The sequence below is a fragment of the Streptomyces spinoverrucosus genome (genome assembly GCF_015712165.1).
Classification (GTDB): Bacteria; Actinomycetota; Actinomycetes; order Streptomycetales; family Streptomycetaceae; genus Streptomyces; species Streptomyces spinoverrucosus_A.
The window spans coordinates 5,458,090-5,480,502 of sequence record NZ_JADPZX010000001.1; the positions used below are offsets into that span (position 1 = coordinate 5,458,090).

General features: G+C 72.3%; 22 protein-coding genes and 2 tRNA genes. 7 read left to right on the forward strand and 17 right to left on the reverse strand.

The window, feature by feature from the left end:
• Positions 1-9: 9 nt before the first annotated feature.
• Positions 10-1,140: an SPFH domain-containing protein gene (locus tag I2W78_RS24830; RefSeq protein ID WP_196462479.1), complete on the forward strand. Its 1,131-nt coding sequence runs from the start codon at positions 10-12 to the stop codon at positions 1,138-1,140.
• 95 nt (positions 1,141-1,235) lie between these two features.
• Positions 1,236-1,841 (forward strand): lytic polysaccharide monooxygenase auxiliary activity family 9 protein, encoded by a 606-nt coding sequence (locus I2W78_RS24835; protein ID WP_196462480.1) that lies wholly within the window; start codon positions 1,236-1,238, stop codon positions 1,839-1,841.
• A 63-nt stretch (positions 1,842-1,904) separates the two neighbouring features.
• Here I2W78_RS24835 and I2W78_RS24840 read toward each other — a convergent pair.
• The 6 genes from I2W78_RS24840 to ehuB all read right to left on the reverse strand — a co-directional run bounded on the left by I2W78_RS24840 (position 1,905) and on the right by ehuB (position 5,965).
• Positions 1,905-1,978 (reverse strand) — tRNA-Lys (locus I2W78_RS24840).
• An 89-nt stretch (positions 1,979-2,067) separates the two neighbouring features.
• A complete protein-coding gene (locus I2W78_RS24845) occupies positions 2,068-2,826 on the reverse strand; it encodes an IclR family transcriptional regulator (RefSeq protein WP_196462481.1) in 759 nt (252 codons plus the stop codon).
• Positions 2,827-2,993: 167 nt separating this feature from the next.
• Positions 2,994-3,779: an ectoine/hydroxyectoine ABC transporter ATP-binding protein EhuA gene (gene ehuA, locus I2W78_RS24850; RefSeq protein WP_196462482.1), complete on the reverse strand. Its 786-nt coding sequence runs from the start codon at positions 3,777-3,779 to the stop codon at positions 2,994-2,996.
• Positions 3,769-4,419: an ectoine/hydroxyectoine ABC transporter permease subunit EhuD gene (gene ehuD / locus I2W78_RS24855; protein WP_196462483.1), complete on the reverse strand. Its 651-nt coding sequence runs from the start codon at positions 4,417-4,419 to the stop codon at positions 3,769-3,771. Before ehuD ends, ehuA begins: the two co-directional genes overlap by 11 nt.
• On the reverse strand, positions 4,416-5,063 hold the full coding sequence (gene ehuC, locus I2W78_RS24860; RefSeq protein WP_196462484.1) for an ectoine/hydroxyectoine ABC transporter permease subunit EhuC: 648 nt from the start codon (positions 5,061-5,063) through the stop codon (positions 4,416-4,418). Before ehuC ends, ehuD begins: the two co-directional genes overlap by 4 nt.
• The gene (gene ehuB / locus I2W78_RS24865) at positions 5,060-5,965 is read right to left on the reverse strand and encodes an ectoine/hydroxyectoine ABC transporter substrate-binding protein EhuB (protein ID WP_196462485.1); all 906 of its coding nucleotides are present in this window, start codon (positions 5,963-5,965) and stop codon (positions 5,060-5,062) included. Before ehuB ends, ehuC begins: the two co-directional genes overlap by 4 nt.
• Before the next feature lie 56 nt (positions 5,966-6,021).
• On the opposite strand from ehuB, the gene I2W78_RS24870 reads away from it, so the two are divergent.
• A complete protein-coding gene (locus tag I2W78_RS24870; RefSeq protein WP_196462486.1) occupies positions 6,022-6,516 on the forward strand; it encodes a DUF3830 family protein in 495 nt (164 codons plus the stop codon).
• Here the strand turns inward: I2W78_RS24870 and I2W78_RS24875 are convergent.
• Positions 6,503-7,888, reverse strand: coding sequence for an amidase (locus I2W78_RS24875; protein WP_196462487.1), 1,386 nt, complete (start codon positions 7,886-7,888; stop codon positions 6,503-6,505). The two genes, I2W78_RS24870 and I2W78_RS24875, sit on opposite strands and share 14 nt — an antisense overlap.
• 17 nt (positions 7,889-7,905) lie before the next feature.
• Positions 7,906-8,853 (reverse strand): D-2-hydroxyacid dehydrogenase, encoded by a 948-nt coding sequence (locus tag I2W78_RS24880; protein WP_196462488.1) that lies wholly within the window; start codon positions 8,851-8,853, stop codon positions 7,906-7,908.
• 207 nt (positions 8,854-9,060) lie between these two features.
• Between I2W78_RS24880 and I2W78_RS24885 the strand changes: the two genes are divergently transcribed.
• The 3 genes from I2W78_RS24885 (at position 9,061) to I2W78_RS24895 (ending at position 11,789) form a co-directional block, all read left to right on the forward strand.
• The gene (locus I2W78_RS24885; RefSeq protein ID WP_196462489.1) at positions 9,061-9,876 is read left to right on the forward strand and encodes a maleate cis-trans isomerase family protein; all 816 of its coding nucleotides are present in this window, start codon (positions 9,061-9,063) and stop codon (positions 9,874-9,876) included.
• Positions 9,873-10,604 carry a maleate cis-trans isomerase family protein gene (locus I2W78_RS24890; protein WP_196462490.1) on the forward strand — a complete coding sequence of 244 codons (732 nt, stop codon included), beginning with the start codon at positions 9,873-9,875 and terminating at the stop codon, positions 10,602-10,604. Before I2W78_RS24885 ends, I2W78_RS24890 begins: the two co-directional genes overlap by 4 nt.
• A 78-nt stretch (positions 10,605-10,682) precedes the next feature.
• Positions 10,683-11,789 (forward strand): LLM class flavin-dependent oxidoreductase, encoded by a 1,107-nt coding sequence (locus I2W78_RS24895; RefSeq protein ID WP_196462491.1) that lies wholly within the window; start codon positions 10,683-10,685, stop codon positions 11,787-11,789.
• On the opposite strand, the gene I2W78_RS24900 is transcribed toward I2W78_RS24895, so the two are convergent.
• Positions 11,768-13,633 carry a putative bifunctional diguanylate cyclase/phosphodiesterase gene (locus I2W78_RS24900; RefSeq protein WP_196462492.1) on the reverse strand — a complete coding sequence of 622 codons (1,866 nt, stop codon included), beginning with the start codon at positions 13,631-13,633 and terminating at the stop codon, positions 11,768-11,770. The genes I2W78_RS24895 and I2W78_RS24900 overlap by 22 nt on opposite strands.
• A gap of 337 nt (positions 13,634-13,970) precedes the next feature.
• On the opposite strand from I2W78_RS24900, the gene I2W78_RS24905 reads away from it, so the two are divergent.
• A complete protein-coding gene (locus tag I2W78_RS24905; RefSeq protein WP_196462493.1) occupies positions 13,971-15,314 on the forward strand; it encodes a M6 family metalloprotease domain-containing protein in 1,344 nt (447 codons plus the stop codon).
• A 140-nt stretch (positions 15,315-15,454) separates the two neighbouring features.
• Here the strand turns inward: I2W78_RS24905 and I2W78_RS24910 are convergent.
• The 8 genes from I2W78_RS24910 to I2W78_RS24945 all read right to left on the reverse strand — a co-directional run bounded on the left by I2W78_RS24910 (position 15,455) and on the right by I2W78_RS24945 (position 22,277).
• Positions 15,455-15,528, reverse strand: a tRNA-Lys gene (locus tag I2W78_RS24910).
• Entirely contained in the window at positions 15,519-16,286 is a 768-nt protein-coding gene (locus I2W78_RS24915) for a bifunctional DNA primase/polymerase (RefSeq protein WP_374222730.1), read from the reverse strand. Before I2W78_RS24915 ends, I2W78_RS24910 begins: the two co-directional genes overlap by 10 nt.
• Entirely contained in the window at positions 16,243-16,605 is a 363-nt protein-coding gene (locus I2W78_RS24920; protein WP_196462495.1) for a hypothetical protein, read from the reverse strand. The genes I2W78_RS24915 and I2W78_RS24920 overlap by 44 nt, the downstream gene beginning before the upstream one ends.
• Before the next feature lie 249 nt (positions 16,606-16,854).
• The gene (locus I2W78_RS24925) at positions 16,855-17,013 is read right to left on the reverse strand and encodes a hypothetical protein (protein WP_196462496.1); all 159 of its coding nucleotides are present in this window, start codon (positions 17,011-17,013) and stop codon (positions 16,855-16,857) included.
• Positions 17,010-18,359, reverse strand: coding sequence for an AAA domain-containing protein (locus I2W78_RS24930; RefSeq protein ID WP_196462497.1), 1,350 nt, complete (start codon positions 18,357-18,359; stop codon positions 17,010-17,012). Before I2W78_RS24930 ends, I2W78_RS24925 begins: the two co-directional genes overlap by 4 nt.
• Positions 18,360-18,554: 195 nt before the next feature.
• The gene (locus I2W78_RS24935; protein ID WP_196462498.1) at positions 18,555-20,171 is read right to left on the reverse strand and encodes a hypothetical protein; all 1,617 of its coding nucleotides are present in this window, start codon (positions 20,169-20,171) and stop codon (positions 18,555-18,557) included.
• Positions 20,162-21,370, reverse strand: coding sequence for a hypothetical protein (locus I2W78_RS24940; protein ID WP_307783769.1), 1,209 nt, complete (start codon positions 21,368-21,370; stop codon positions 20,162-20,164). Before I2W78_RS24940 ends, I2W78_RS24935 begins: the two co-directional genes overlap by 10 nt.
• Positions 21,321-22,277 (reverse strand): phosphatase PAP2 family protein, encoded by a 957-nt coding sequence (locus I2W78_RS24945; protein WP_196462499.1) that lies wholly within the window; start codon positions 22,275-22,277, stop codon positions 21,321-21,323. The genes I2W78_RS24940 and I2W78_RS24945 overlap by 50 nt, the downstream gene beginning before the upstream one ends.
• Positions 22,278-22,413: the final 136 nt, after the last annotated feature.

Consider the following 22,413-nt stretch of genomic DNA (forward strand, 5'->3'; position numbering starts at 1 on the left):
GAGACACGCATGACCACGACCACTCCCGAGACACCCGACCCCGGGGGAGCCGAGGAGGACCCGCCGCCCCCGGCCCGGCCGGCCCGGCTGATCCAGAACGAGGCGACCACCGAGATCCCCGTCCATCTGCTGTTCCGCGACGACCCCGACCCGGTCTCCGTCCAGCTGCGGCCCGCCGTGGTGAGCCGTCGGCAGGGCACCGGGGAGCAGCCACGGCTGCGCCGCCCGGTCCCGTCGCGGGCCCGCCCGGTGCCGCAGGTCGACCCCGCCCTGGTCGAGCGGCCCGCGCGCGTGCTGCCCCCCGCGGTGGGGGTGCTCGCCGGTGCGGTCGGGGCGGCCGGGTGCACGGTCACCTCGTGGTGGGCGGGCACCCTGCCGCCGGTGGTGGCCGCGGCCCTGGGCCTGCCGGCGTACGCGGGGGCCGGGCTCGGTCCGGCGCAGTGGGCGGCGTACGCCGGGGCGGGGGTGCTGGGTCTGTTCGGGTTCGGCGGACTGGCACGGGGGCGGACCGGCGGGGCCTGGGTGCTGGGGCTGTTCGGCCGCTACCGGGGGACCGTCCGGCGGACCGGTCTGATGTGGGTCAACCCGCTGCTGCTGCGCCGCCGGGTCGACGTACGGCTGCGGCACTGGCGCAGTGAGCCGATGCCGGCGGCCGACGGGAGCGGGGTCGCGCTGCGGGTGGTGGTGCTCGTGGTGTGGCGGGTGCGGGACACCGCGCGGGCGATGCTGGGGGTGGAGGACCACGAGGAGTATCTGCGGGTGTGCGTGGAGGCGGCGCTGGCGCGGGTGCCGGTGGAGATGCCGGGCGCGGCGAAGCCCGCGGTGGACGCGGCGGCCGACGCGCTGACCCGGCTGGTGACGGCGGACGCGACACCCGTGGGGCTCGAGGTGTTCTCGGTGCAGCCGGTGCGGGTGGAGTACGCCCCCGAGGTGGCCGCCGCGATGCACCGCCGCCGGATCGCCGCACTGGACGCCCAGCACCGGGCGAGCGTGCTGACGTCGGTCGTGGACTCGGTGGAGGACACGGTGACCCGGCTGACCATGCGCGGGCTGGTGGAGCTGGACGACTACGAACGCAAGGTGCTGGTGAAGGACTTGACGGTGGCGTTCTGCGCCGGGCGGGGAGAAACAGGTCCGTGATTGGTATGGACATGTTCAACTAACGGCAATACGCTCTGACTTGGTCTAGACCTGCAAGCTCACTGAACTTCCCCCACGTCTCCAGGAGCGGCAGTATGCGCAAAAAGACCAAGTTGTCCGCCGCGGTGCTCGGTCTGGCGACCACCGGTGCCCTCGTGCTCTCCTCCGGCGGTGCCAGCGGCCACGGCTACACCGACCTGCCGATCAGCCGGCAGAAGCTCTGCCAGAACGGCACCGTGACCAACTGCGGAGCGATCCAGTGGGAGCCGCAGAGCGTCGAGGGCCCGAAGGGCTTCCCGGGCGGCGGCCCGGCCGACGGGCAGATATGCAACGCGGGACTGGGCCACTTCGCCCAGCTCAGCGCACCGAGGACACCGTCAGGCGCGGCCTGGCCCGCCACCAAGGTGAACGGCGGTCAGAGCTACACGTTCCGCTGGCAGTTCACCGCCATGCACGCCACGACGGACTTCAAGTACTACATCACCAAGCCGGGCTGGAACCAGAACCACAACCTGGCCCGCTCCGACCTCAACCTGACCCCGTTCTTCACGGTCCCCTACGGCGGTCAGCGCCCGCCGCAGACCCTCTCGCACACCGGCACCCTGCCGTCCGGGCTCAGCGGCCGGCATGTGATCGTCGCGGTGTGGACGATCGCGGACACGGCCAACGCGTTCTACGCCTGCTCGGACGTCACGTTCTGAGCGTTCCGATCGCGCCGGACACGCGAAGGAGCCCCTCGCTCACCGCGAGGGGCTCCTCATCTGTGCGCCGCCAGGGACTCGAACCCCGGACCCGCTGATTAAGAGTCAGCTGCTCTAACCAACTGAGCTAGCGGCGCATGACTCCCGCCTTCCGCGTTCCCGCGGTCGGCGACGTAGAAAATACTACCCGGTCCGCGGGGGTGCTCCTGACCGGTATCGGCGCCGCCTAGATCGTCAGGGACAGCAGCACCGGGGCCGCGTTGCGGTTCAGGGTGTCCGCCGCCTGGCGCAGCCGGTGGGCGTGCTCGACCGGGAGGGACAGGGCAAGGCACCCCACCGAGGAGCCGGCGGTGATCGGGACGGCCGCGCAGACCGTGCCGATCGCGTATTCCTGCAGGTCGAGCACGGGAACCGTGGCCGGCTGGGCGTCCAGGCGGGAGAGCAGCACCTTGTCGCTGGTGATCGTGCGCGAGGTGAGGCGGGCCATCTTGTGCCGGGCGAGATGATCGCGGCGGCCCGCGTGGTCGAGCTGACCGAGCAGGCTCTTGCCGACCGCCGTGGCGTGCGCGGAGTAGCGGAAGTCGACCCACTCGTTGACCGCCGGGGTGCCCGGGCCGGCCGCGTACTGGGTGACCCGGACCTCGCCGTCGAGGTACCGGCTGATGTACACGGCCGCGCCGACGGAGTCCCGGAGCCGGTCGAGGGTGTGCTGGAGCTGTTCGCGCAGGGCCTGATCGCGGTTGTGGGCGGAGCCGAGACGGGCGAATGTGACGCCGGTGACGTATGCGCCGTCCGTGACCTGTTCGACGTACCGCTCGCGGCGCAGCATGCGCAGCAGCCCGGTGAGCCGGTCCGCGCCGAGGCGGGTGTGGCGGGCGATCTCGCCGACGGTGACACCGGCGGGGTGCCGCGCCACCGCCTCCAGAACGCGCAACGCGTCCTGAGCCGAGTGGTACGGCGCGGTCGGCTCGTGCTTCAGCGCCACGGTTTCCCCCCTGTGCGCTCGCTCCCGCTCCCCGTCCTGGGCCTGCTCTCACCTTCCACGATAACCGGCAAGGGGCCATTAGTGAGCGGCAGTTGACGAGATTGCGACCCTGTCAACAGGGGCGTAAGCGTGTGGCATATGCCATTGGCACGAGCCAGTCCGGAACGTCACAGCACAGCGCTGAGGAACTCCCGTGTCCGCTCGTGTTCGGCGTCGCCGAAGATCTTCTCCGGCGGGCCCGACTCGATGACCCGACCCGAGTCGAACATCAGGACCTGGTCGGAGATGTCCCGGGCGAAGTTCATCTCGTGGGTCACGCAGAGCATGGTGATGTCGGTGCTGCGCGCGATGTCCCGCAGCACGTCCAGGACGCCCGCGACCAGCTCCGGGTCCAGCGCCGAGGTCACCTCGTCGAGCAGCAGCACCTGCGGCCGCATCGCCAGCGCCCGCGCGATCGCCACCCGCTGCTGCTGCCCGCCGGACAGCTGGGACGGCCGCGCGTCGCACTTGTCGGCGAGGCCCACCAGGTCCAGCAGCTCACGGGCGCGCGCCTCCGCCTCGTCCTTCGACAGGCCGAGCACGGTGACCGGCGCCTCGGTGACGTTCCTGAGCACGGTCATGTTCGGGAACAGGTTGAACTGCTGGAAGACCATCCCGATCTTCTTGCGGACCTCACGGATCTGCTTCTCCGGCGCCGGGAAGAGCTTCTCCCCGTCGACGGTGATCGTGCCCTCGTCGGGCTTGGTCAGGGTCATCAGCAGCCGCAGGATCGTGGTCTTGCCCGACCCGGACGGCCCGATCAGGGTGACGTGCCGCCCCGCGTCGACGGAGAAGTCGAGGTGGTCGAGGACCGTGTTGTCCCCGAACCGCTTGGAGACCTGCTCCAGGCGGATCAGCGGGGCGGGACCGGTATGGGGGCTGTCGGCGGGCTGCTTGTTGATCTCAACGGACAAGACGTCGCTCCAGGGTGCGCAGAAGTACGGAGGCCAGATACGAGACGAGGACGAAGGCCACGCCGATCACGGTGAGGGGCTCGGTGAAACGGAAGTGCTCCTGGGAGAAGAGCCGCGCCTGGCCGAGCATGTCCAGCACGGTGATCGCCATGAGCAGCGGCGTGTCCTTCAGCATCGAGATCACGTAGTTCCCGAGCGCCGGCACCACCCGGCGGATCGCCTGCGGCAGGATCACCACCTGCCACGTCCTGGCCGTCGGCAGGCTGAGCGCCGTCGCGGCCTCCCACTGCCCGGCGGGCACCGCCTCGATACCGGCCCGGTAGACCTGCATGGTGTACGTCGAGTAGTGCAGGCCGATCGCGAAGACGCCGGTGGTCAGCGCCGAGAACGTCAGCCCCCACTCGGGCAGCACGTAGAAGAGGAAGAACAGCTGCACCAGCAGCGGCGTGTTCCGCACGAACTCCGTGAACACCCCGACCGGCCAGCGCACCCAGCGGCTCGGCGTGCGCATCAGCAGCGTCCACACCAGCCCCAGCACGAACGAGATCAGCGAACCCAGCACCAGCGCCTGGAGGGTGACGAGCAGGCCCTCCCAGAACTGCGGCATGAAGTCGCGGACCGCTCCCCAGTCCCAGTTCATCGGGCCACCCCCGCCTTGAGTCGGTGCTCAAGACCGCGCATCACACGGGTGAGCAGGAACGCGATCACGAAGTAGATGAGCAGCACGTACGTGTAGATCTCCGTGCTCTCCTGAAGGGCGAGCCGCACCAGGTTGCCGCTGAACGCCAGGTCGCCCATGCCCATGATCGACACCAGGGCGGTGCCCTTGAGCAGCTCGACCAGCAGGTTGGAGAACGGCGGGATCATCTCCGGAACCGCCTGCGGCAGCAGGATCAGCCGCATCCGCTGCCACGGCGTGAAGCTGAGCGCGATCCCGCCCTCACGCTGCGCCGGGTCGACGGAGTTCAGCGCGCCGCGCACGATCTCCGAGCCGTACGCCCCGTAGGTCAGCCCCAGGGCCAGGGTGCCCGCCCACAGCGGGACCAGCTGCCAGCCGAAGGCGGGCGGCAGCACGAAGAACACCCAGAAGATCATCACCAGGGCCGAGGTGCCGCGGAACACCTCCGTGTAGAAGCCCGCGGCGAACCGCACGATCCACAGCCGGTGGGTGCGCGCGATGCCGACGACGAAGGACACGACCGCGGCCAGCAGCGCGCTGAGCACCAGCAGCTGGACCGTGGTCCAGGTGCCCGTCAGTACCAGTTCCCAGAGTCCCGAGGTCATCCGCCGCACAGCTCCTTCGCGGTCATCTCGGTCATCTCGGTCTCGGTGAAGCCGAACGGGCGCAGGATCCGGAAGACCTCGCCGCTCTTCTTCAGCTTGTGCAGCTCCGCGTTGAAGGCGTCCCGCAGCTTGGTCTCGGTCGGCCGGAACGCGAAGGCGCCGCCGGCGAGCTGCGGCTTGCCGTCGACGATCGGGGTGAAGGGCTCGGTCGCCTCCGTCTTCGAGGAGGTCCGTACGACCAGGCGGGAGGTGACCGCGGTGGCGGTGAAGTAGTCGACCCGCCCGGCCTCGACGGCGTTCAGTCCGGCGACCTGGTCGGGGACGATGAGGATGTCGCCGCGCCGGTACCCGGCCTCGACGGCGTGCTCGATCTGGGCGTAGCCGGTCCCGGTGGCGATCCGCGCCTTCTTGGCGAGCGCGTCCTTGTAGTCGCGCAGCCCCATCGGATTGCCCTTGCGTACGACGAACGCGTCGGGCATCTGGTAGTCGGGGTCCGCGAAGATGACCTGCTCACAGCGTTCCGGGGTGACGTACATCCCGGCGGCCACGACGTCGAACTGCTGCGAGTTCAGGCCGGGGATGAGCGAGCCGAACTCGGTCGGCACGGGCTGTACCCGGTCCACCCCGAGCCGTTTGAAGATCGCCTTGGCCAGCTCGGGCGCCTCGCCGGTCAGCTCGCCGTCCTTGTCGATGTACCCGAAGGGGATCTCACCCGCGATGCCCAGGCGTACGACACCGGCGGCCTTCAGCCGGTCGAGCAGGTCACCGCCGTTCGTGCCGGACGCGGTGGCCACGCGGCTGCAGCCGGCGGCACCCAGCGCGCCGAGCGCCGCGACCCCCGCGAGCAGCGACCGGCGGGTGGGCCCGGATATGTGGTGGCTGTTTCTGAGTGGTGGAGCCATGGGCGCGCGGCTACCCGGGAGCATGAGATGTATGCCCCCTGGGCATCCGGGAACCCATGAGTGATCGGTTCATCGAGGTCTCACTGACCCGGCGCGGAGTGCGCTGCACGGCGAAACTGCTGGCCGACCGTGCCCCGTTGACCTGCGCGGCCGTCTGGGAGGCCCTGCCCCTGTCCGGTGACGTGTACCACGCGAAGTACGCACGCAACGAGATCTACGCCCTGTTCCCGCCGTTCGCGGAAACGGAACCACCCCTGGAGAATCCGACAGTTACCCCCATTCCGGGCGACCTGTGCTATTTCGCCTTCGCCGGAACAGAGTTGGGCACCAAGGCCTACGGCTACGACCGCGAGGTCCGCGCCGGTACCACCGTCGTGGACCTCGCCCTCTTCTACGAACGCAACAACCTGCTGCTCAACGGGGACGTCGGCTGGGTCCCCGGCATCGTCTGGGGTCAGGTCGTCGAGGGCCTTGAGGACATGGCCGAGGCGTGCAACGACCTGTGGCGCTCCGGAGCGGCGGGCGAGACGCTCAGTTTCAGCCGGATGTGACACCGGCCTCGTACAGCGTGTGCGCCGCCCGCAGCACCAGGTCGTCCCGGTGCCGGGCCGCCACCAGCTGCATCCCGATGGGCAGGCCGTCCCCGTCCGTCCCGACGGGCACGGTCGCCGCCGGCTGCTGGGTCATGTTGAACGGGTACGTGAACGGGGTCCACCCCGTCCACCGCCGGTGACCGGACCCCTTCGGCACCTCGGCGCCCGCCTCGAACGCCGTGATCGGCAGGGTCGGGGTGACCAGCAGGTCGTAGGTGTCGTGGAAGCGGCCCATCCGGCGCCCCAGGTCCATCCGGACGTCCACCGCGGCCAGATAGTCCAGCGCCGAGTAGCGGGCGCCCTGCGCGCAGATCTCCCGCAGCCCGGGGTCCAGCAGCGCACGCTGCTCCGGCCCGAGCCGCTGGATCACGCGGGCGGCCCCGCTGAACCACAGGGTGTGGAAGGCCTCTACCGGGTCGGTGAGGTCGGGGTCGGTCTCCTCGACGTACGCGCCGAGCTCCGCCAGCCGCTGCACCGCCCGCCGTACCGCCGCCGCGACCGCCGGGCGCACCGCCACCTGCCCGCCCAGTGTCGGCGAGTACGCCACCCGCAGCCCGCGCACCCCGCCCGCCAGACCGTCGGTGAAGGCCCCGGCCGCCGGCCCGAGCGCCGACCAGTCGCGGGAGTCCGGATGGCCGATCACGTCCATCAGCAGCGCCGCGTCCGCCGCGTCCCGCGTCATCGGCCCCACGTGCGCCAGCGTCCCGAACGCGCTCGCCGGGTACAGCGGCACACGTCCGTACGTCGGTTTCAGCGCGAAGATCCCGCAGAACGCGGCCGGGATCCGGACACTGCCACCGCCGTCCGTGCCGAGCGCCAGCGGTCCCGCGCCGAGCGCCACGGCCGCCGCCGCGCCCCCGCTGGAGCCGCCCGCCGTGCGCGCCGGGTCGTGCGGATTGCGCGTCACCCCGCTGAGCGGCGAGTCCGTGACGCCCTTCCAGCCGAACTCGGGGGTCGTGGTCTTGCCGAGGAACACCGCGCCGTGCTCGCGCAGCCGGGCGACGGAGGGCGCGTCCTCGTCCCAGCGGCCGTCCGGGGCGACGGTCCTGGAACCGCGCAGGGTGGGGGCGCCGCGCAGCAGCAGGATGTCCTTCACGGTGACCGGCACCCCGTCCAGCAGCCCGTCCGGCTCACCGCGCCGCCATCGCTCCTGCGACTCCCGCGCCCGGCGCAGGGCGTCCTCGGCGGTCAGCCGGACGAAGGCGTTCACCTCCGGCTGGATCTCCTCGGCCCGCTGAAGCGCCGCGCGGGTCGCCTCCACGGGGCTGAACTCGCCCTTGCGGTAGCCGTCGAGGAGTCGTACGGCGGTCAGCTCGGTGAGCTCGGTCATCCACCCTCCCAGGAACGTCAGTGTCCGGGTACATACCCGCGCTGCTTGTCGACCACGTTCGGCAGCGGCCGACCCGCCTCCCAGGCGTCGTACAACTCCACGAACTGGGCGCCCAGTTCGTCCCGCCAGCCGACGGTGTCGCCGCTCATGTGCGGGGACACGATCAGGTTCGGGACCTGCCACAACGGGCTGTCCGGCGGGAGGGGTTCGGCCTCGAAGACGTCCAGCGCGGCGCCCGCGATCCACCGCTTGGCCAGCGCCTCGGCGAGCGCGTCCTCGACGACCAGCGGCCCGCGTCCGACGTTCACGAACCGGGCGGACGGCTGCATCACCCCGAAGCGGCGGGCGTCGAACATGCCCCGCGTCTGCTCCGTCAGCGGCGCCGCCGCGATCACCCAGTCGGCGCGGCACATCAGCCGGTCCAGGTCGTCGGGGCCGTGGACGCCGGTGCGCGGGGTGCGGCCGACGAGCGCGGTGGTGACGCCGAGCGCCTTGAGAGTGCCGCTGATCGCCCGGCCGATCGGGCCGGAGCCGACCACGACCGCCCGGCTCCCGGTGACCTTCTGCGACTCGCGGTGCCGCCAGGTCCGCTCCCGCTGGAGATCCAGCGTGCGCGGCAGGTCCTTCGCCATCGCCAGGACGAGGGCGGCGACGTACTCGGCGATGGGCTGGTCGAAAACGCCGCGCGCGTTGGTCACCACGGTGTCCGACGCGGCGAGTTCCGGACACATCAGATGGTCCACGCCCGCGCTCGCCGTGTGCACCCAGCGCGGCCGCGGCCCGTCCCCCGGCCAGGCCTCGCGCACCGCGTGCGAGGTGAAGTCCCACACGAGCAGCACGTCGGCGTACGGCAGCCGCTCGGCGAGCGTCGAGGCGTCCGCGTGCTCGATCCGGGCGCGGCCGGTGAGGCGGCCGAGCCGGGGGAGCGGGTCGGCGTCCAGGACGAGCAGGGTCGGGGTGGTCATGGGCAGCCGTTTCTCCAGCCGTTCGCGGGGGCGGCCGAGTGTGGCGGGTCGGCCGGTGACGACATGTCAACGGGGTTTAACCACGTGTTGACCTGGGGGTGATCCGGGCGGATTGACCACGCTCGCACCCGAACCTACCGTCGTCAACACGGGCGTTCTCCACGATCCGTTGCCCACTCGTCTCCGAGCGTGAGGCCGGTGCCTGCCATGGACGTCGCTTTTCTCGGCGGACCGGGTCCGCAGCGGGGCGTCGGAGTCGTCGCCCCCTTCGACTTCGCGCTGGACCGCGAACTGTGGCGCTGGGTACCGGACGAGGTGTCCCTGCACGTCACCCGCACCCCGTACGTGCCGGTCGAGGTGAGTCTCGACCTCGCCCGCCTGGTCAGCGAGCACGAGACGCTCGGCGAGGCGGTACGCACGCTGAACGCGATCGAACCCGAGGTGGTCGCCTACGCCTGCACCTCGGGCAGCTTCGTCGGCGGCATGATCGGCGAGCGCGCGATGTGCGAGGCGATGAGCCGGGCGGGCAACGTGCCCGCGATCACCACCTCGGGCGCGCTGCTGGAGGCGCTGGTCGAGCTGGACGTGCGGCGGGTGGCGCTGGTGACGCCGTACACGGTGTCGGTGACGCGGGCGCTGGAGGGGTACGTGGCGCAGGCGGGCGTCGCGGTCACGGGCTGCGCGTTCATGGGCCTGACCCGGCACATCTGGAAGGTGCCGTACCGCGAGGTCGTGGACATGGCCCGGCAGGCGGTGCGCGGCGCCGCCGACGCCCTGTTCATCAGCTGCACCAACCTGCCGACCTACGACGTGATCCCGCAACTGGAGGCCGAGCTGCGCATGCCGGTGATCTCGGCCAACCAAGTGACGATGTGGGCTGCGCTGCGCCGACTGGGTACCCGTGCCGTGGGGCCGTATCAGGCGCTGATCGAACCGGCGGCGCGCACCGGCCCCGTACTGCCGGGGGCGGCCCCCGGTGCCGTAGTGCCGGAAGAAGAGCAGCAGCAGGAAGGCTGGACATGACAGCACTGGGATTCCTCTACCCGGGACACTCCGCCGAGGACGACTATCCGCGCATCGAGCAGCTCCTGGGCAGCGACATCCGGGTGGACCTGGTGCACACCGACATCGGCGAGGACGCCCACCGGGTGGACGCCCTGCTGGAGATGGGCTCCCCGGACCGCCTCGCGGCCGGCGTCCAGGAACTGCGGCACGCCGGTGCCGAGGCCGTGGTGTGGGCGTGCACCAGCGGCAGCTTCGTGCACGGCTGGGAGGGCGCCCACGAACAGGTGCGCACCCTGGCCCGGGCGGCCGGCATGCCGGCGTCCTCGACGTCCTTCGCCTTCGTGCACGCCGTACAGGAGCTCGACCTGCGGCGGGTCGCGGTGGGGGCCACCTATCCGGAGGACGTGGCGTCGTTGTTCGCGGACTTCCTGGGGGCGGCCGGCATCGAGGTGACCGGCGTGCGCAGCTCCGGGATCATCACGGCGGCCGAGGTCGGCACCTGGGGCGAGGCCGAGGTCTTCGCGCTGGCCCGCGCGGCCGACGCGCCCGACGCACAGGCGGTCCTCCTGCCGGACACGGCCCTGCACACGGCCGCCCACATCACGGCCCTGGAGAAGGAGCTCGGCAAGCCGGTGCTGACCGCCAACCAGGTCACCGTCTGGGAGGCGCTGCGGCTGGCGGACCGCCGGGTGAACGCGCCGGGACTGGGGGCGCTGTTCACCAGGGAGCCGATCGTGCAGGTGTGACACGGCGAGGGAATAACCGGGGACCGTCTCCTGTTAGCGGCGTGAGGACACCGCACGGACCGGACCAGGAGGCACCCCTTGCCCGACGATGAGCACGACGAGCGCGACGAGATCCGCGGCGCCGCACCCGGCACCGCCCCCGTCCCCCTGTCCGTACTGGACCTGGTCACCGTCGGCGCGGGCCGCACCGCCACCGACGCCCTGCGCACCAGCGTCTCCCTGGCCCGCCTCGCGGAGGCCCGCGGCTTCCACCGGTACTGGGTCGCCGAGCACCACTCCATGCCGGGCGTCGCCTCCTCGTCCCCGGCCGTGATCCTCGCCCATCTCGCCGCCCACACCGACCGCATCCGGCTCGGCTCGGGCGGTGTGATGCTGCCCAACCACGCCCCGCTGGTGATCGCCGAGCAGTTCGGCACGCTGGAGGCCATGGCCCCCGGCCGGATCGACCTGGGCCTCGGCCGCGCTCCCGGCACCGACGGCGCCACCGCAGCCGCCCTGCGCCGGACCGACCGGCTGGGCGAGGGCGCCGACGACTTCCCCGAGCAGCTCGCCGAGCTGACCCGGTTCCTGGACGACGACTTCCCCGACGGCCACCCCTACCGCCGTATCCACGCGGTCCCCGGCCCCGTCCAGGCCACCTCGCCCGGCGGCGTCCAGTCCCCGCACCGCCCGCCGATCTGGCTGCTGGGCTCCTCCGGCTTCAGCGCCCGCCTGGCCGGCCTGCTCGGCCTGCCCTTCGCGTTCGCGCACCACTTCTCCGCGCAGAACACGATCCCCGCGCTCGACCTCTACCGGGAGTCCTTCAAGCCGTCCGCCGTCCTCGACGAGCCGTACGCCCTCATCGGCGTCTCCGCGCTCGCCACCGACGACGAGCGGGAGGCCCGGCGCCAGGTCCGCGCCGCCGCGCTCAGCATGGTCCGGCTGCGCACCGGACGGCCGGGACTCGTGCCCACCCCGGAGGAGGCGGAGGCGTACGAATTCAGCCCGATGGAGCGGGAGTTCGTCACCTCCTGGAACGCCAACGTCATCCACGGCACCTCGGACGAGGTCCGCGCGGGCCTGGACGACCTCCAGAAGCGCACCGGCGCCGACGAGTTGATGATCACCGCCAACGCGCACACCGGCGAGATCCGGCTGCGCTCCTACGAACTCGTCGCGGACGCCTACGGATTGCCGACCGCCTGACCGAACGGGCAGTCCATCAACTGCGAGATGCGATCCGGCGGCACCGGCCGGGAGTACAGCCACCCCTGCCCGGTGTCGCACCCGATCCGGCGCAGCCGACCGGCCTGCGCGGAGGTCTCGACGCACTCCGCGGTGACGGTCAGCCCCAGCCGGTGCGCCAGCTGGATCATCGCCTCGACGATGACCTCGTCGGCCGGGCTGGGGTGCGCGCCGGAATCCTCGTACTGGAAGCCCCGGACGAAGGACCCGTCCAGCTTCAGCGCCGACACCGGCAGCCGGCTGAGGTAGGCGAGGTTGGAGTAGCCGGTGCCGAAGTCGTCGATGGCGATGCGGACGCCCATCTCGCTGAGCGCCTGAAGGGCCTGCAACGGGCGGCCGGCGGAGCCCATCACCGCGGACTCGGTGAGTTCCAGCTGGAGCAGCTGCGGGGCGAGGCCCGTCTCGGCGAGGATCTCGGCGACGTCCGCGACCAGATCGGAGTCCCAGACCTGGCGGACGGCCACGTTGACGGAGACGAACAGGGGTGGCCCGTCCGGGCGTTCGAGCTGCCAGCGGCGGGCCTGGCGGCAGGCGGTGGCGAGTACCCAGCGGCCCAGCGGGACGATCGCGCCGTCCTCCTCCGCCAATCCGATGAACCGATTCGGCGTCAGCATGCCGAACTGCGGATGGTTCCAACGGACCAACGCCTCGACCCCGCTCAGCCGTCCGTTCGCCATCCCGACCAGCGGCTGGTACTCCAGGACGAACTCGCCCCGGTCGATGGCCGGGCGGAGCGTGGAGGCGAGCGCCTGGCGGGTCATGCGGTGCGCGTTGCGCTCCGGGTCGAACAGCGTCCAGCGGGACTTGCCGTCCGCCTTCGCCCAGTACAGCGTGGTGTCGGCGGCCTGCATCAGACCGGTGGCGGTGGTGCCGGCGGCCTGCCGTTCGACGACCCCGATCGACGCCGACAACGACAGCCGCTGACCGGCCAGGTCGAAAGGCTCCTGAAGCGCCGTCAGCACCGACTCGGCCAGGTCGGCGAGTTGCTCGGTGCCGGTGGAGTCCTCGACCAGCAGGGCGAACTCGTCACCACCGAGCCTGGCCACCAGTGGCGCGCTCGCCCTGCCGTAACCGGCCTCGTCCGCACAGCGGTTGAGGCGCTCCGCCGCGGCCGCCAGCAGCCGGTCGCCGACCCGGTGGCCGAGGGTGTCGTTGACCGCCTTGAAGCCGTCCAGGTCCAGGTAGCACAGGCCGATCCGGCCGGTGCCGCCGCGTTCGTACGACTCCACGTCGAGGGCGGCCGAGAGGCGCTCGAAGAACAGGGTGCGGTTGGGCAGCCGGGTCACCGGGTCGTGCATCTGCAAGTGCCGCAGCCTGCCCTGGAGTTCACGCCGGGCGCTGATGTCGGCGGCGGCCAGCAGCACGCCGTCCGCGCCGTCGGGCAGCGGGGCGACGGTGACCTGCACCCAGACGTTGTGCCCCTCGGGGTGCTTCAGCCGCCGTGCGCAGCGCAGTTTGGCGTCGCGGCCGCGCAGCAGCTCGCGGTACGCGTGCCAAGTGCGGGCGTCGGAGGCCAGGTCGACCAGGTCGGCGGCGACCCGGCCCGTGAGTTCGCCGGGTTCGATGCCGAGCAGGTCGGCGAGGGCCGCGTTGGCGCCGGTCACCAGGCCCTCGCGGTCGACGACCGCCATCGCGAGCGGGGCCGCCGCGAAGGCTGATCGGTAGGAGTCGGAGGCGTCGGCCTCGGTTCGATGGGGGTCGGAGGCGTCGGCCCCGGTACTTCGCGACGCCTGGTGATTACTGTCTGTGACGGCTGGCCCGATGAGGTCTGCCGCGGGCGTCGGCCCTTCGGACGTTCCGCTCACCGCTCGCTCCCGCAGTGCACTCGATCCGCTCGATCTCTGCTCGATCTCTGTCCGGGCAGGAAAGGGTCAGGAAGTGTGCCGATCATAGAGGGCTGCCCGTGGCGCTCGCAGCCCACTGTCCAGTGTCGCGGAACACGCGCGGAACGACCCGCCCTCCCGACAGATCGTTTCTGCCCGTCTGAGGCCCGGTTCCCCCACGGTTCGGCCGATCGTGACGGTCCGTGAGCGGTTCGGGGGTGTCGGCCGGTTCGGTGACCCGGCGTGGACCCCGGGCGCCTCACTCGTCCGGTGCAGGCAAACAGGGCATACAACAATAAAATCACACAGGCTGGATGCGGTGTCCCGCGAACCGCATCCGGAGGTCCATGTGCCGCGCCTGCTGCCCTTGGGGGAACGCGCCCGTGAGGCCTTGGCGGGGCTCGGCCGCGCCGCCGCCCGCCCCCGACTGCGCAGCACAGCGGCCGTGTTCACCACCCTTTCGGCGGTCGCGGCGACCTCCCTCATCACCTGCCCCTCGGTCGCGGAACCCTTCGCGGCCGCGCCCTGCGCCCTCACCCGCACCCAGGCCCACCACTCCGAGGGCCTGGACACGTGGAACGCCGCCTATCCACGGCCGTCCGGCACCCTGGACGCGGTGATGGTCTTCCTGTCCTTCCCGGACTCCCGCCCGCTGATCACCCCCGCCGAACTGACGGCCGACCACTTCCCCACGACGAGCAGCTACTTCGAACGTGCCTCGTACGGCAAGTTCCGCCTTCGCCCACACCCGCTGCGGCACTGGATCCGCATGCCGAGGCCGTCCACCGCGTACGCCATACAGCGCGACTGGGCCGCCCCGCACCGGGCCGCCTATCTGCGCGACGCGCTCGCCGCCGCCGACGGCCAGGTCGACTTCTCGCGCTACGACGTCATCTACTTCGTCGCCGACCCGCACGCCCCCGGCGTCGACTCGGACGCCACGAAAGTGGTCAACCTGGACACCCCGCTGCGCGCCGACGGCACCGACATCCACCGGGTCGTCACGGTGTTCGAGAACCATCCGCCGGACCGGCTCGTCCTCGCCCATGAGACCGGACATGTCTTCGACCTGCCGGACCTCTACCACCGCCCCGTCGACGGCAAAGGTGACTGGGACACCCATGTGGGTGACTGGGACCTGATGGGCAGCCAGTTCGGACTCGCCCCGGACCTGTTCGGCTGGCACAAGTGGAAGCTGGGCTGGCTGGAGCCACGGCAGGTGGTGTGCGTCGGGGGCGACAGGCCCGTACGGCTGACGCTGGAGTCGCTCGGCGCCGGGCCCGGACAGCCGACGACCGCCCCGGCGGGCGCCCCGGCCTTCGGGATGGGCCGCGGGACCAAGCTGGCGGTGGTGCGCACCGGGGCCGACAGCGTCCTCGCCTTCGAGGCCCGTGGCGCGGTCGGCAACGATCAGGAGAGCTGCCGGCAGGGCATCCTCGTCTACCGCGTCCACGCCGGCGCCGAGTCCGGCGGCGGCCCGGTCCAGGTGATCGACGCCCACCCGCGCACCGAGGCGTGCTGGGAGGGCTCGGTGTACCCCCCGCTCGCGGACGCGCCGGTCGAGCTGGGGGAGAGCTTCACCGTGCCGGGAGCAAGGGTGCGGGTGGAGGTGGAGGGGCGCACGGCTTCGGGGGCGTGGACGGTGAAGATCGCGAACGGGTGACCTCTCGGCCGACGGTCACTGCGGCCGGCGCCGAGGGGGTGTGGGTGGCGGAGCCCTCACCGCGCGCGGCGCAGCCGCGCAGAAACGACGATGGCGAGCCGGTTCGCGCTTTCCGCGAACACGCCTCGCCATCGACATCGTGCGCCGCCAGGGACTCGAACCCCGGACCCGCTGATTAAGAGTCAGCTGCTCTAACCAACTGAGCTAGCGGCGCCTGCTGACGTCGTAGACCTTAGCACTCTGCTCGGGGGGAGGAAAAATCGATATCCGCACCGCTGAGCGGGCCGCCCGGACGGCCGCCCAGAGCAGGATTTCGGGGCCCGGAAGCCAGGGGTGCCGGGTATCGGGGGCGACGAGCCAGCGGGAGCCGGAGACCGACGCCGTACCGGTGGGGGCGGGGACGGTGACCGCGTCGCCGGTGCCGTGGCAGAGGAGGGGCGGGACGGCGGCCGTACGGCCCTGGGAGCGCGGGCCGGTGGCGCCCCATTCCTCCCACTCCAGCAGCGAGGGCAGCCGCTGAGCCGTGCCCGGTGCGGCGAACAGCAGCGTCCGGCCGCGGAACACCGCGACCGGGCCCGATCCCGGGCCCTCGTCCCATAGGCGGTCCAGCATCTGCCGTCCGAAGACCGCGGGCGCGCTCACGATGTCGAAGGTGGCACCGCAGGGCAGCACCACGGGGGCGTCCGGGCGCTCCTCCCAGAAGGCCAGGGTGCTGCGCGGATATGCTCCGGCCGAGGCTAGCCAGGCGGCGCCGTCCGAGGTCAGTGTGCTGCTGCTCATGGCACTTACAGGTACCGGGTGTGAACGCTTCGTTTCGGTGAGTTGCCGAAAATCGGGACAGGAGGGGGCGGGAGCGGGTACCTTACGCGGCTGGCATATGCCCAGGGGGTTGGCCGCAGGAGGTTGTCCGAGGGGGTTGTCCGAGGCCTCAGACCGGATCAGGGCCCTGCGCGTCGGCCCCGCGCAGCAGATCCCGGCCGAACTCCACCATCTTCTTGGCGTAGTCCTCGGTCCACTCGGCCTGCTCGGCGATGTCCGCGGCCGTCAGCCGGTCGAACCGGCGTGGATCGGCGAGCTGGGCCGCCGCCATGGCCTGGAACTCCATCGCCCGGTCCGCCGCCGCCCGGAACGCCTGCGTCAGCTCCGTGGCCCGTGCCAGCAGCGTCCCGGGGTCGTCGATCGACTCGAGATCGAAGAAGTGCTCCGGATCCGAGGCCGCTTCCGCGGGCTCGAAGAGCAGGGGCGCGGGGCGTAGCCGCGGTTCGTGCCGACGCGGCGTTTGCTCCGCCATGTCCTCATCTCCTCCTCGTACGGTTCCGATGACGCCGCCTGTCCGAGGCGCGCCACCCTCCTCAATTCTCTCGCGCCCGCGCAAGGGGGCCGTGGGACCACGCCACCCGGTGCTCGGCCAGATGGGCCAGTACGGCGTGGTTCGCTTCCCAGCCGTCCGGGCTGTATTCATTGGCCGCCTCCGGCGGCGTGCCGGACTCCGTCCGGCGGGGGTGCGGCGCCGCAGCCGGCGCTCGTCGCGCGGTGTCGTTCATGGTCGCCACGCCACCCGGTGCTCGGCCAGATGGGCCAGTACCGCGTGGTTCGCCTCCCAGCCGTCCGGGAACTTCACCAGCGTTCCCAGTTGGACCGGCTCCGTCCGGCGGGGGTGCGGCGTCGCAGCCGGCGCTCGTCGCGCGGTGTCGTTCATGGTCGCCACGCCGCCCGGTGCTCGGCCAGATGGGCCAGTACGGCGTGGTTCGCTTCCCAGCCGTCCGGGAACTTCACCAGCGTTCCCAGTTGGACCGGTTCCGTCGACGGATAGTCGTCCAGGAGTTCGCTCACCCCCGCACGGCACACCACGATGCACGCGTGCCGGTGGCGGGAGGCCAGGACGCACAGGCGGCCGGTCTCCAGGTGGAAGGCGGTGGCGTCGGGGCGGCCTGAGAGGGGGTGCAGGACGACGGTGACGTCGTACTCCCGGCCCTGGAGACGGTTCGCCGTGTCGACGGTGACTTCGCGCACGCCCAGTTCCGCGAGGGCCGCCCGGACGGCCGCCGCCTGGTCGCGGTGGGCGGTGCCGACGGCGATCCGGTCGGGGGTGAGGGGCGTCGGCTCGGGTGAGCGCTCCGACGTGGCCGCCCCACCCCGGTCGAGTAGCCGTCGCACCACCGTCGCCACCGCCCGCACCGCCTCCGGGTCGGTGCGCGGCGTGTGCCGGGCGGGCAGCTCCAACAGGCCCCAACCCGACTCCGCGGCCTCGTCGATCACCAGGTCGGGCCCGGAGCCGTCCGAGGGCACGCCGAAGGTGAGCCGCCGGTCGCCGTGCCCGGTGCCGCTGCGGAAGCGTGTGTAGGGGTAGAACGCGTCCGACACCAGCGGCGCCGCTGAAGCCGGCAGCCGCCAGGACACCGGCAGCCGGTGCTGCGGCAGCTCGGGGTTGTGGGCCAACAGGGTGGTCACGGCGGACGCCGAGGGGTCGTACGACAGCCCCGCCCACTGCTCGCTGCCCACGATCGCGAACGGGTCCAGCTGCCCGGGGTCGCCCACGAACAGCGCCCGCTCGAACAGCCCGGCCACGGCCAGCAGCGAGTCCGACCGCATCTGGTACGCCTCGTCGACGATCGCGTGCCGCCACGGCTCGTCGACCTTGACATGACCCCACTTGGCGGCCGTGGAGATGACCACCGGCAGCCCGGCGAGCTCCGCCGCCTTCGCCGACTTCCGTACGTTCGGCAGGTCGTCCAGCGCCTTGTCGTACGGGTCGGCGTCACTGCTGTGCAGCCGGCCCACCGGCAGCTCGGGGTTCTTCTCGGCGAGCCGCAGCACGAGGTCGTCGACCTGGGCGTTGGTCTGCGCGACGACCATCAGCGGGCGGCCCGCGTCGGCCAGTTCGAGCGCCGCGCGCACCACCAGCGTCGACTTGCCGGCGCCGGGCGGGGAGTCGACGACGACACCGCGGTGCGGGCCGTGCAGGGTGTCGCGGAGGATCGCGTCGGTGGCGCGGCCCGCCGCCGCACCGGGGTCGAAGGCGGCTTCCTGCGCGTGAACGGTCACTGAGAGTTCCACCCTGATGGCAGATGGTAGTGTCGCGGTGTGCTGAGCGAGAGCCAAGCCAGCACAGCAGCCTCCAATCTCTGGGGACACCGGGCTGGTTCCAACCCGGCTGGTGCTGATCGCGGAAGACTCGTTCGCTCGCTGAGCGATTGAGCGGCGTGAGCCAGGAATCCCGCTCGTTCGCGAGGGGAGGGTTCAAAGGACGTCCTCCTCGGTCGCGGGGTCGGCGATTTCGGGCACGGCGGCCGCCTCTCCCGGCGGCCCGCCGTGCGTCCACGGCGTCTGCTCCGGGTCGGGCAGCTTCGCGCCGCCCCGCTGCTCGTGCTCGAACAGCGTGAAGCACAGCGCGTCACCCTTCTCCGGCACGGACCCGGCCTCGGGCTCCTTGCCGCGCCCCATCTTGTCGAGGATCCGCAGGACGACCAGGGAGCCCTCGCCGTCTCCGGTCTCGTCGTCCTCGTGTCCGACGAACTCGGCGGACTGCGGCTTGCCGCCCAGCGAGCGGAACACCTTTGCCCGCTCGCCCAGGTGCGGCCGGTCGTCCGTGCGCACGGTGACCAGCGGGCGCGGGCTGGGGCGCTTGCCCTTGCTGTACGCCATGACCACATCCGTGACCTCGCCCGCGAACGCCTCCCCGGACAGCCGCCGCCCGGCCATCACCAGCGGGTCGTCGAGGGCCTCCTGGGCCTCCAGGCGAGCCTGTTCGCGCTCGCGCGCGGCCAGTTTGTTCGCCGCCGTCACCGCGTCGTCGCGGCGCGGCTGCGGGGGCTCGCCCGCGAGCACCCGGTCCCGATGGCCGGTGAACGACCAGCGGTCACGCGTCCACCGCTCCTCGACCCGGGCCCCCTCGGGCAGCTCCCGCAGCAGGTCCAGGCCGCGCCAGACCGCGTCCCAGGTGGGGCGCGTGACCCGCTCGACCAGGGCGCGGATCTCCCGCTCGGCGGCGGTGACGTCCCCGAGCCGGTCGTCCGCCTCCAGTCCGTCCTCGGCGGCGGCGAGGGCGGTACGCGCGCGGTCGTAGCGCTCGATCGCGGGGGCGAGCAGCTTGTTGTCGAACGCGGGGTCGGTGGCCGGTCCCGCCGGCGGGCACCACAGCTGGCCCCGCTCGTCCCGGTGCAGCTCGGCCCGCAGCGCGGCCTCGGCGCCGGTCGTTCCCTCCGGCGGGTCGATCCAGGCGAGCAGCGCCCCCAGGTGCTGGTCCTCCAGGCTGGACTGGCCGGTCGCCCAGTGCCGGGAGAGCACGTCCGTCAGCGCCAGCAGCAGCGAGGAGCCGGGGACCCGGGCGCGCTCCCCGTAGTGCGTCAGCCACCGCCCCAGCAACGGCACCCTCGGCGGCGCGGGATGGGGCGTCTCCGGCTCCTGTTCCGCCGTACGGCGGAAGCGCATCGAGCGTCCCAGCAGCCGTACGAAGTCGATGCCCGCGCGGCTCGGCACGACCAGCTGGGGGGCGTCCGCGCACAGTTCGACCTCGACCTTGACCCGCTTGCCGGTCTCCGGGTCGGTCTCGGTGCGCTCCGCCGCCTCGACGCTGTCGGCGTGGGCGTCGATGTACGGCAGGACCACGTCCGCCAGTTCGGCCAGGAACGTGAACCTGAGGTCGCGGTCGCGCGGCTGCGGCACGACCAGCAGGCGCGGGGCGTCCCGGTCGGTGCCGACCAGCGCGCCGAGCGGGGCGCCGGCCTCACCTGCGGTGGTCAGCGGAACGAGGACCAGCGGGTGCTCGGACAGGTGCCGATGCCGGACGGTGGCGGTGGGCTGGGCGCGGCCGGTGTCGACGGCTTCGAGGCGGGCGAGGGTGGAGATCAGCGACACCGGGCGGCCTCCGGGGACGCGGCGCGCTGGTGCGGGGTCTGGGGGTGCCCCTGGTCGAAGGGACGCTCGTCGCCGGGGTTGTCGGGGTGCTGTCGGCCCAGCGCCTCCGCGCGCAGGTGGGCCGCCCGGCGCAGGGCCGCCACCGCCGGGTCGTCCGGGTCGCCGGCCTCGCCGCGGGCCGCCGCGAGGACGTCCCCGACGGTCGTCAGGCCGCCCAGTTCGGCGCGGACCGAGCGGCCGAGGGAGGTCACCGCGCCCCGCGCGCGGGAGCGTTCGCGGCAGTGGAAGGCCAGCTCGCACGCGGACAGGCACTCGGGCGCGTACGTCGCCGGGACCGACTCGACGGCGGCCGTGAGCCGGTCGGCGGGCAGCTCGGGAGAGAAGCAGGTGCCCTCGGGGAGCGCGTCCGCGATGTCCTCGATGCGGGTGAGGCGGGTCAGCTGCCGCCGGGTGACCGCGCGCTGCTTGCGGACGTCGACGGCGGAGGCGGTGGGGAGGTTGGAGAAGTCCTTCGGGCAGACCAGCAGCACCTGGTGCCGTACTGGCGGGGCGGGCGCCATGCGGGCGGCGACCTCCTCCAGCGCCAGCACGTACACCGCCGCCTGCCGGGCGGCCGCGCCCACCTTCGCCGGGTCCGCCGAACCGTCCAGCATCGGGAACGACTTGATCTCCACGACCGTCCAGCCGCCGTCCGGGTGCACGACCACGGCGTCCGGCTCCAGGAACGCGGGGGAGCCGGCGACGTCCAGCGCGAGCATCGGATGGTCGAGCAGCGTCCAGCCGCCGGCCTCGACGGCCTCGCGCAGCGCCAGCGCCGTACGCGCGGCACGGCCCTCGGGGCCGATGGCGGACAGCTCCGGCACGCGCGCGTGTACGGGGGGCTCGGCGGCCGGGTCGAGCTTCTCGTGCGCCAGCCGCAGCAGGTCCGCGCCGCCGTCCGCCTTGACCCGCGCCTCGAACGCGTTGCCGCGCATGAAGGCGAACTGCGACTGTCCGAACGCCGACGGGGAGCCCAGCGCACCGGCCAGCGCCGCCTTGTTCACCCCGGCGCCGTCGAGGATCGCGCGTCGTCTGCAGCCCGGGTTGGCGGCCAGGGCCGCGAGGGCGCGCGCGTCCAGCGCCTTGGCCGGTACGTCGGGACCGCGCAGCTCAGCGAGCCGGTGCCGGAGCGCCGTCCCCCGCGTCCGTGGGGGAGGCACTCGGCTCGGCTCCTGATCCGAACCGCGACTCGCGCTGCCGTGGAATTCGCTCACCCGCCGAAGTCTGACATCCGCCACTGACAATCGAGGCACGAGCGGCAGGAGAGTCCGTTGCGGCGGGTGCGGCACGCGCCGTCAGCCACGTCCGCGCGCGGTTCGCGGACCGCATCACGTACGGCGTCAGCAGCAGCCCGGCGCCCATCACGGCGGCGCCCGCGACCGCGTCGAGGAGGTAGTGGTTGGCGGTGCCCATCACCACGATCGTGGTCACCAGCGGGTAGACGACCCCCGCGACCTTGGAGAGGCGCGTCCCGCCGTACCGCCACAGGATCACCCCGCACCACAGCGCCCAGCCGACGTGCAGGCTCGGCATCGCGGCGTACTGGTTGGTCATGCCGCCCAGCCCGCGCGGCGCGCTCGCCTCACCGGCCCACCAGCCGTACGCGCTGTACTGGGCCATCGTGTCCACGAATCCGTACCCGGCCGACAGCAGGCGGGGCGGGCAGGTTGGTAGCAGCGTGAATCCGACGAGGCCTATGAAGGTCGAGGTCATCAGCCAGGTGCGGGCCGCCCGGTATCGCACCGTCCGGGTCCGGAAGAGCCATATGAGGAGGGCGGGTGTGACCAGGTAGTGCAGTGACGCGTACCAGAAGTCCGCCGGTATGCCGATCCACGCCTCGCGGGTGAACAGGCGGTTGAGCGGGTGTTCGGCGTTGAGGTGCAGGGCCTTCTCGACGCGCAGGATCGCCAGACCGTGGTCGACGGCGGTGGAGGCGTCGCCCCGGGCGAGCAGCCGGCCCGCCGAGTAGCAGGCGTACACCAGCAGGATCAGCGGCAGCTCGGTCCACCAGCGCAGCCGGGGGTGGTGCGGGGCCGCCTCGATGCCCGGTCTCTCGGCATGCGGCATCCGATCGCCCTCCCCCTTCTCATCGCGCGGCGCCGCTCGGCCCGGCGGACCGGTCGCACCACTCTACGGTGTATGTGTCGGCCCCGGGCGGGGACCTTCCGGCCCTGATAGACGCAGAGATCGCCCCCCGGGTTGC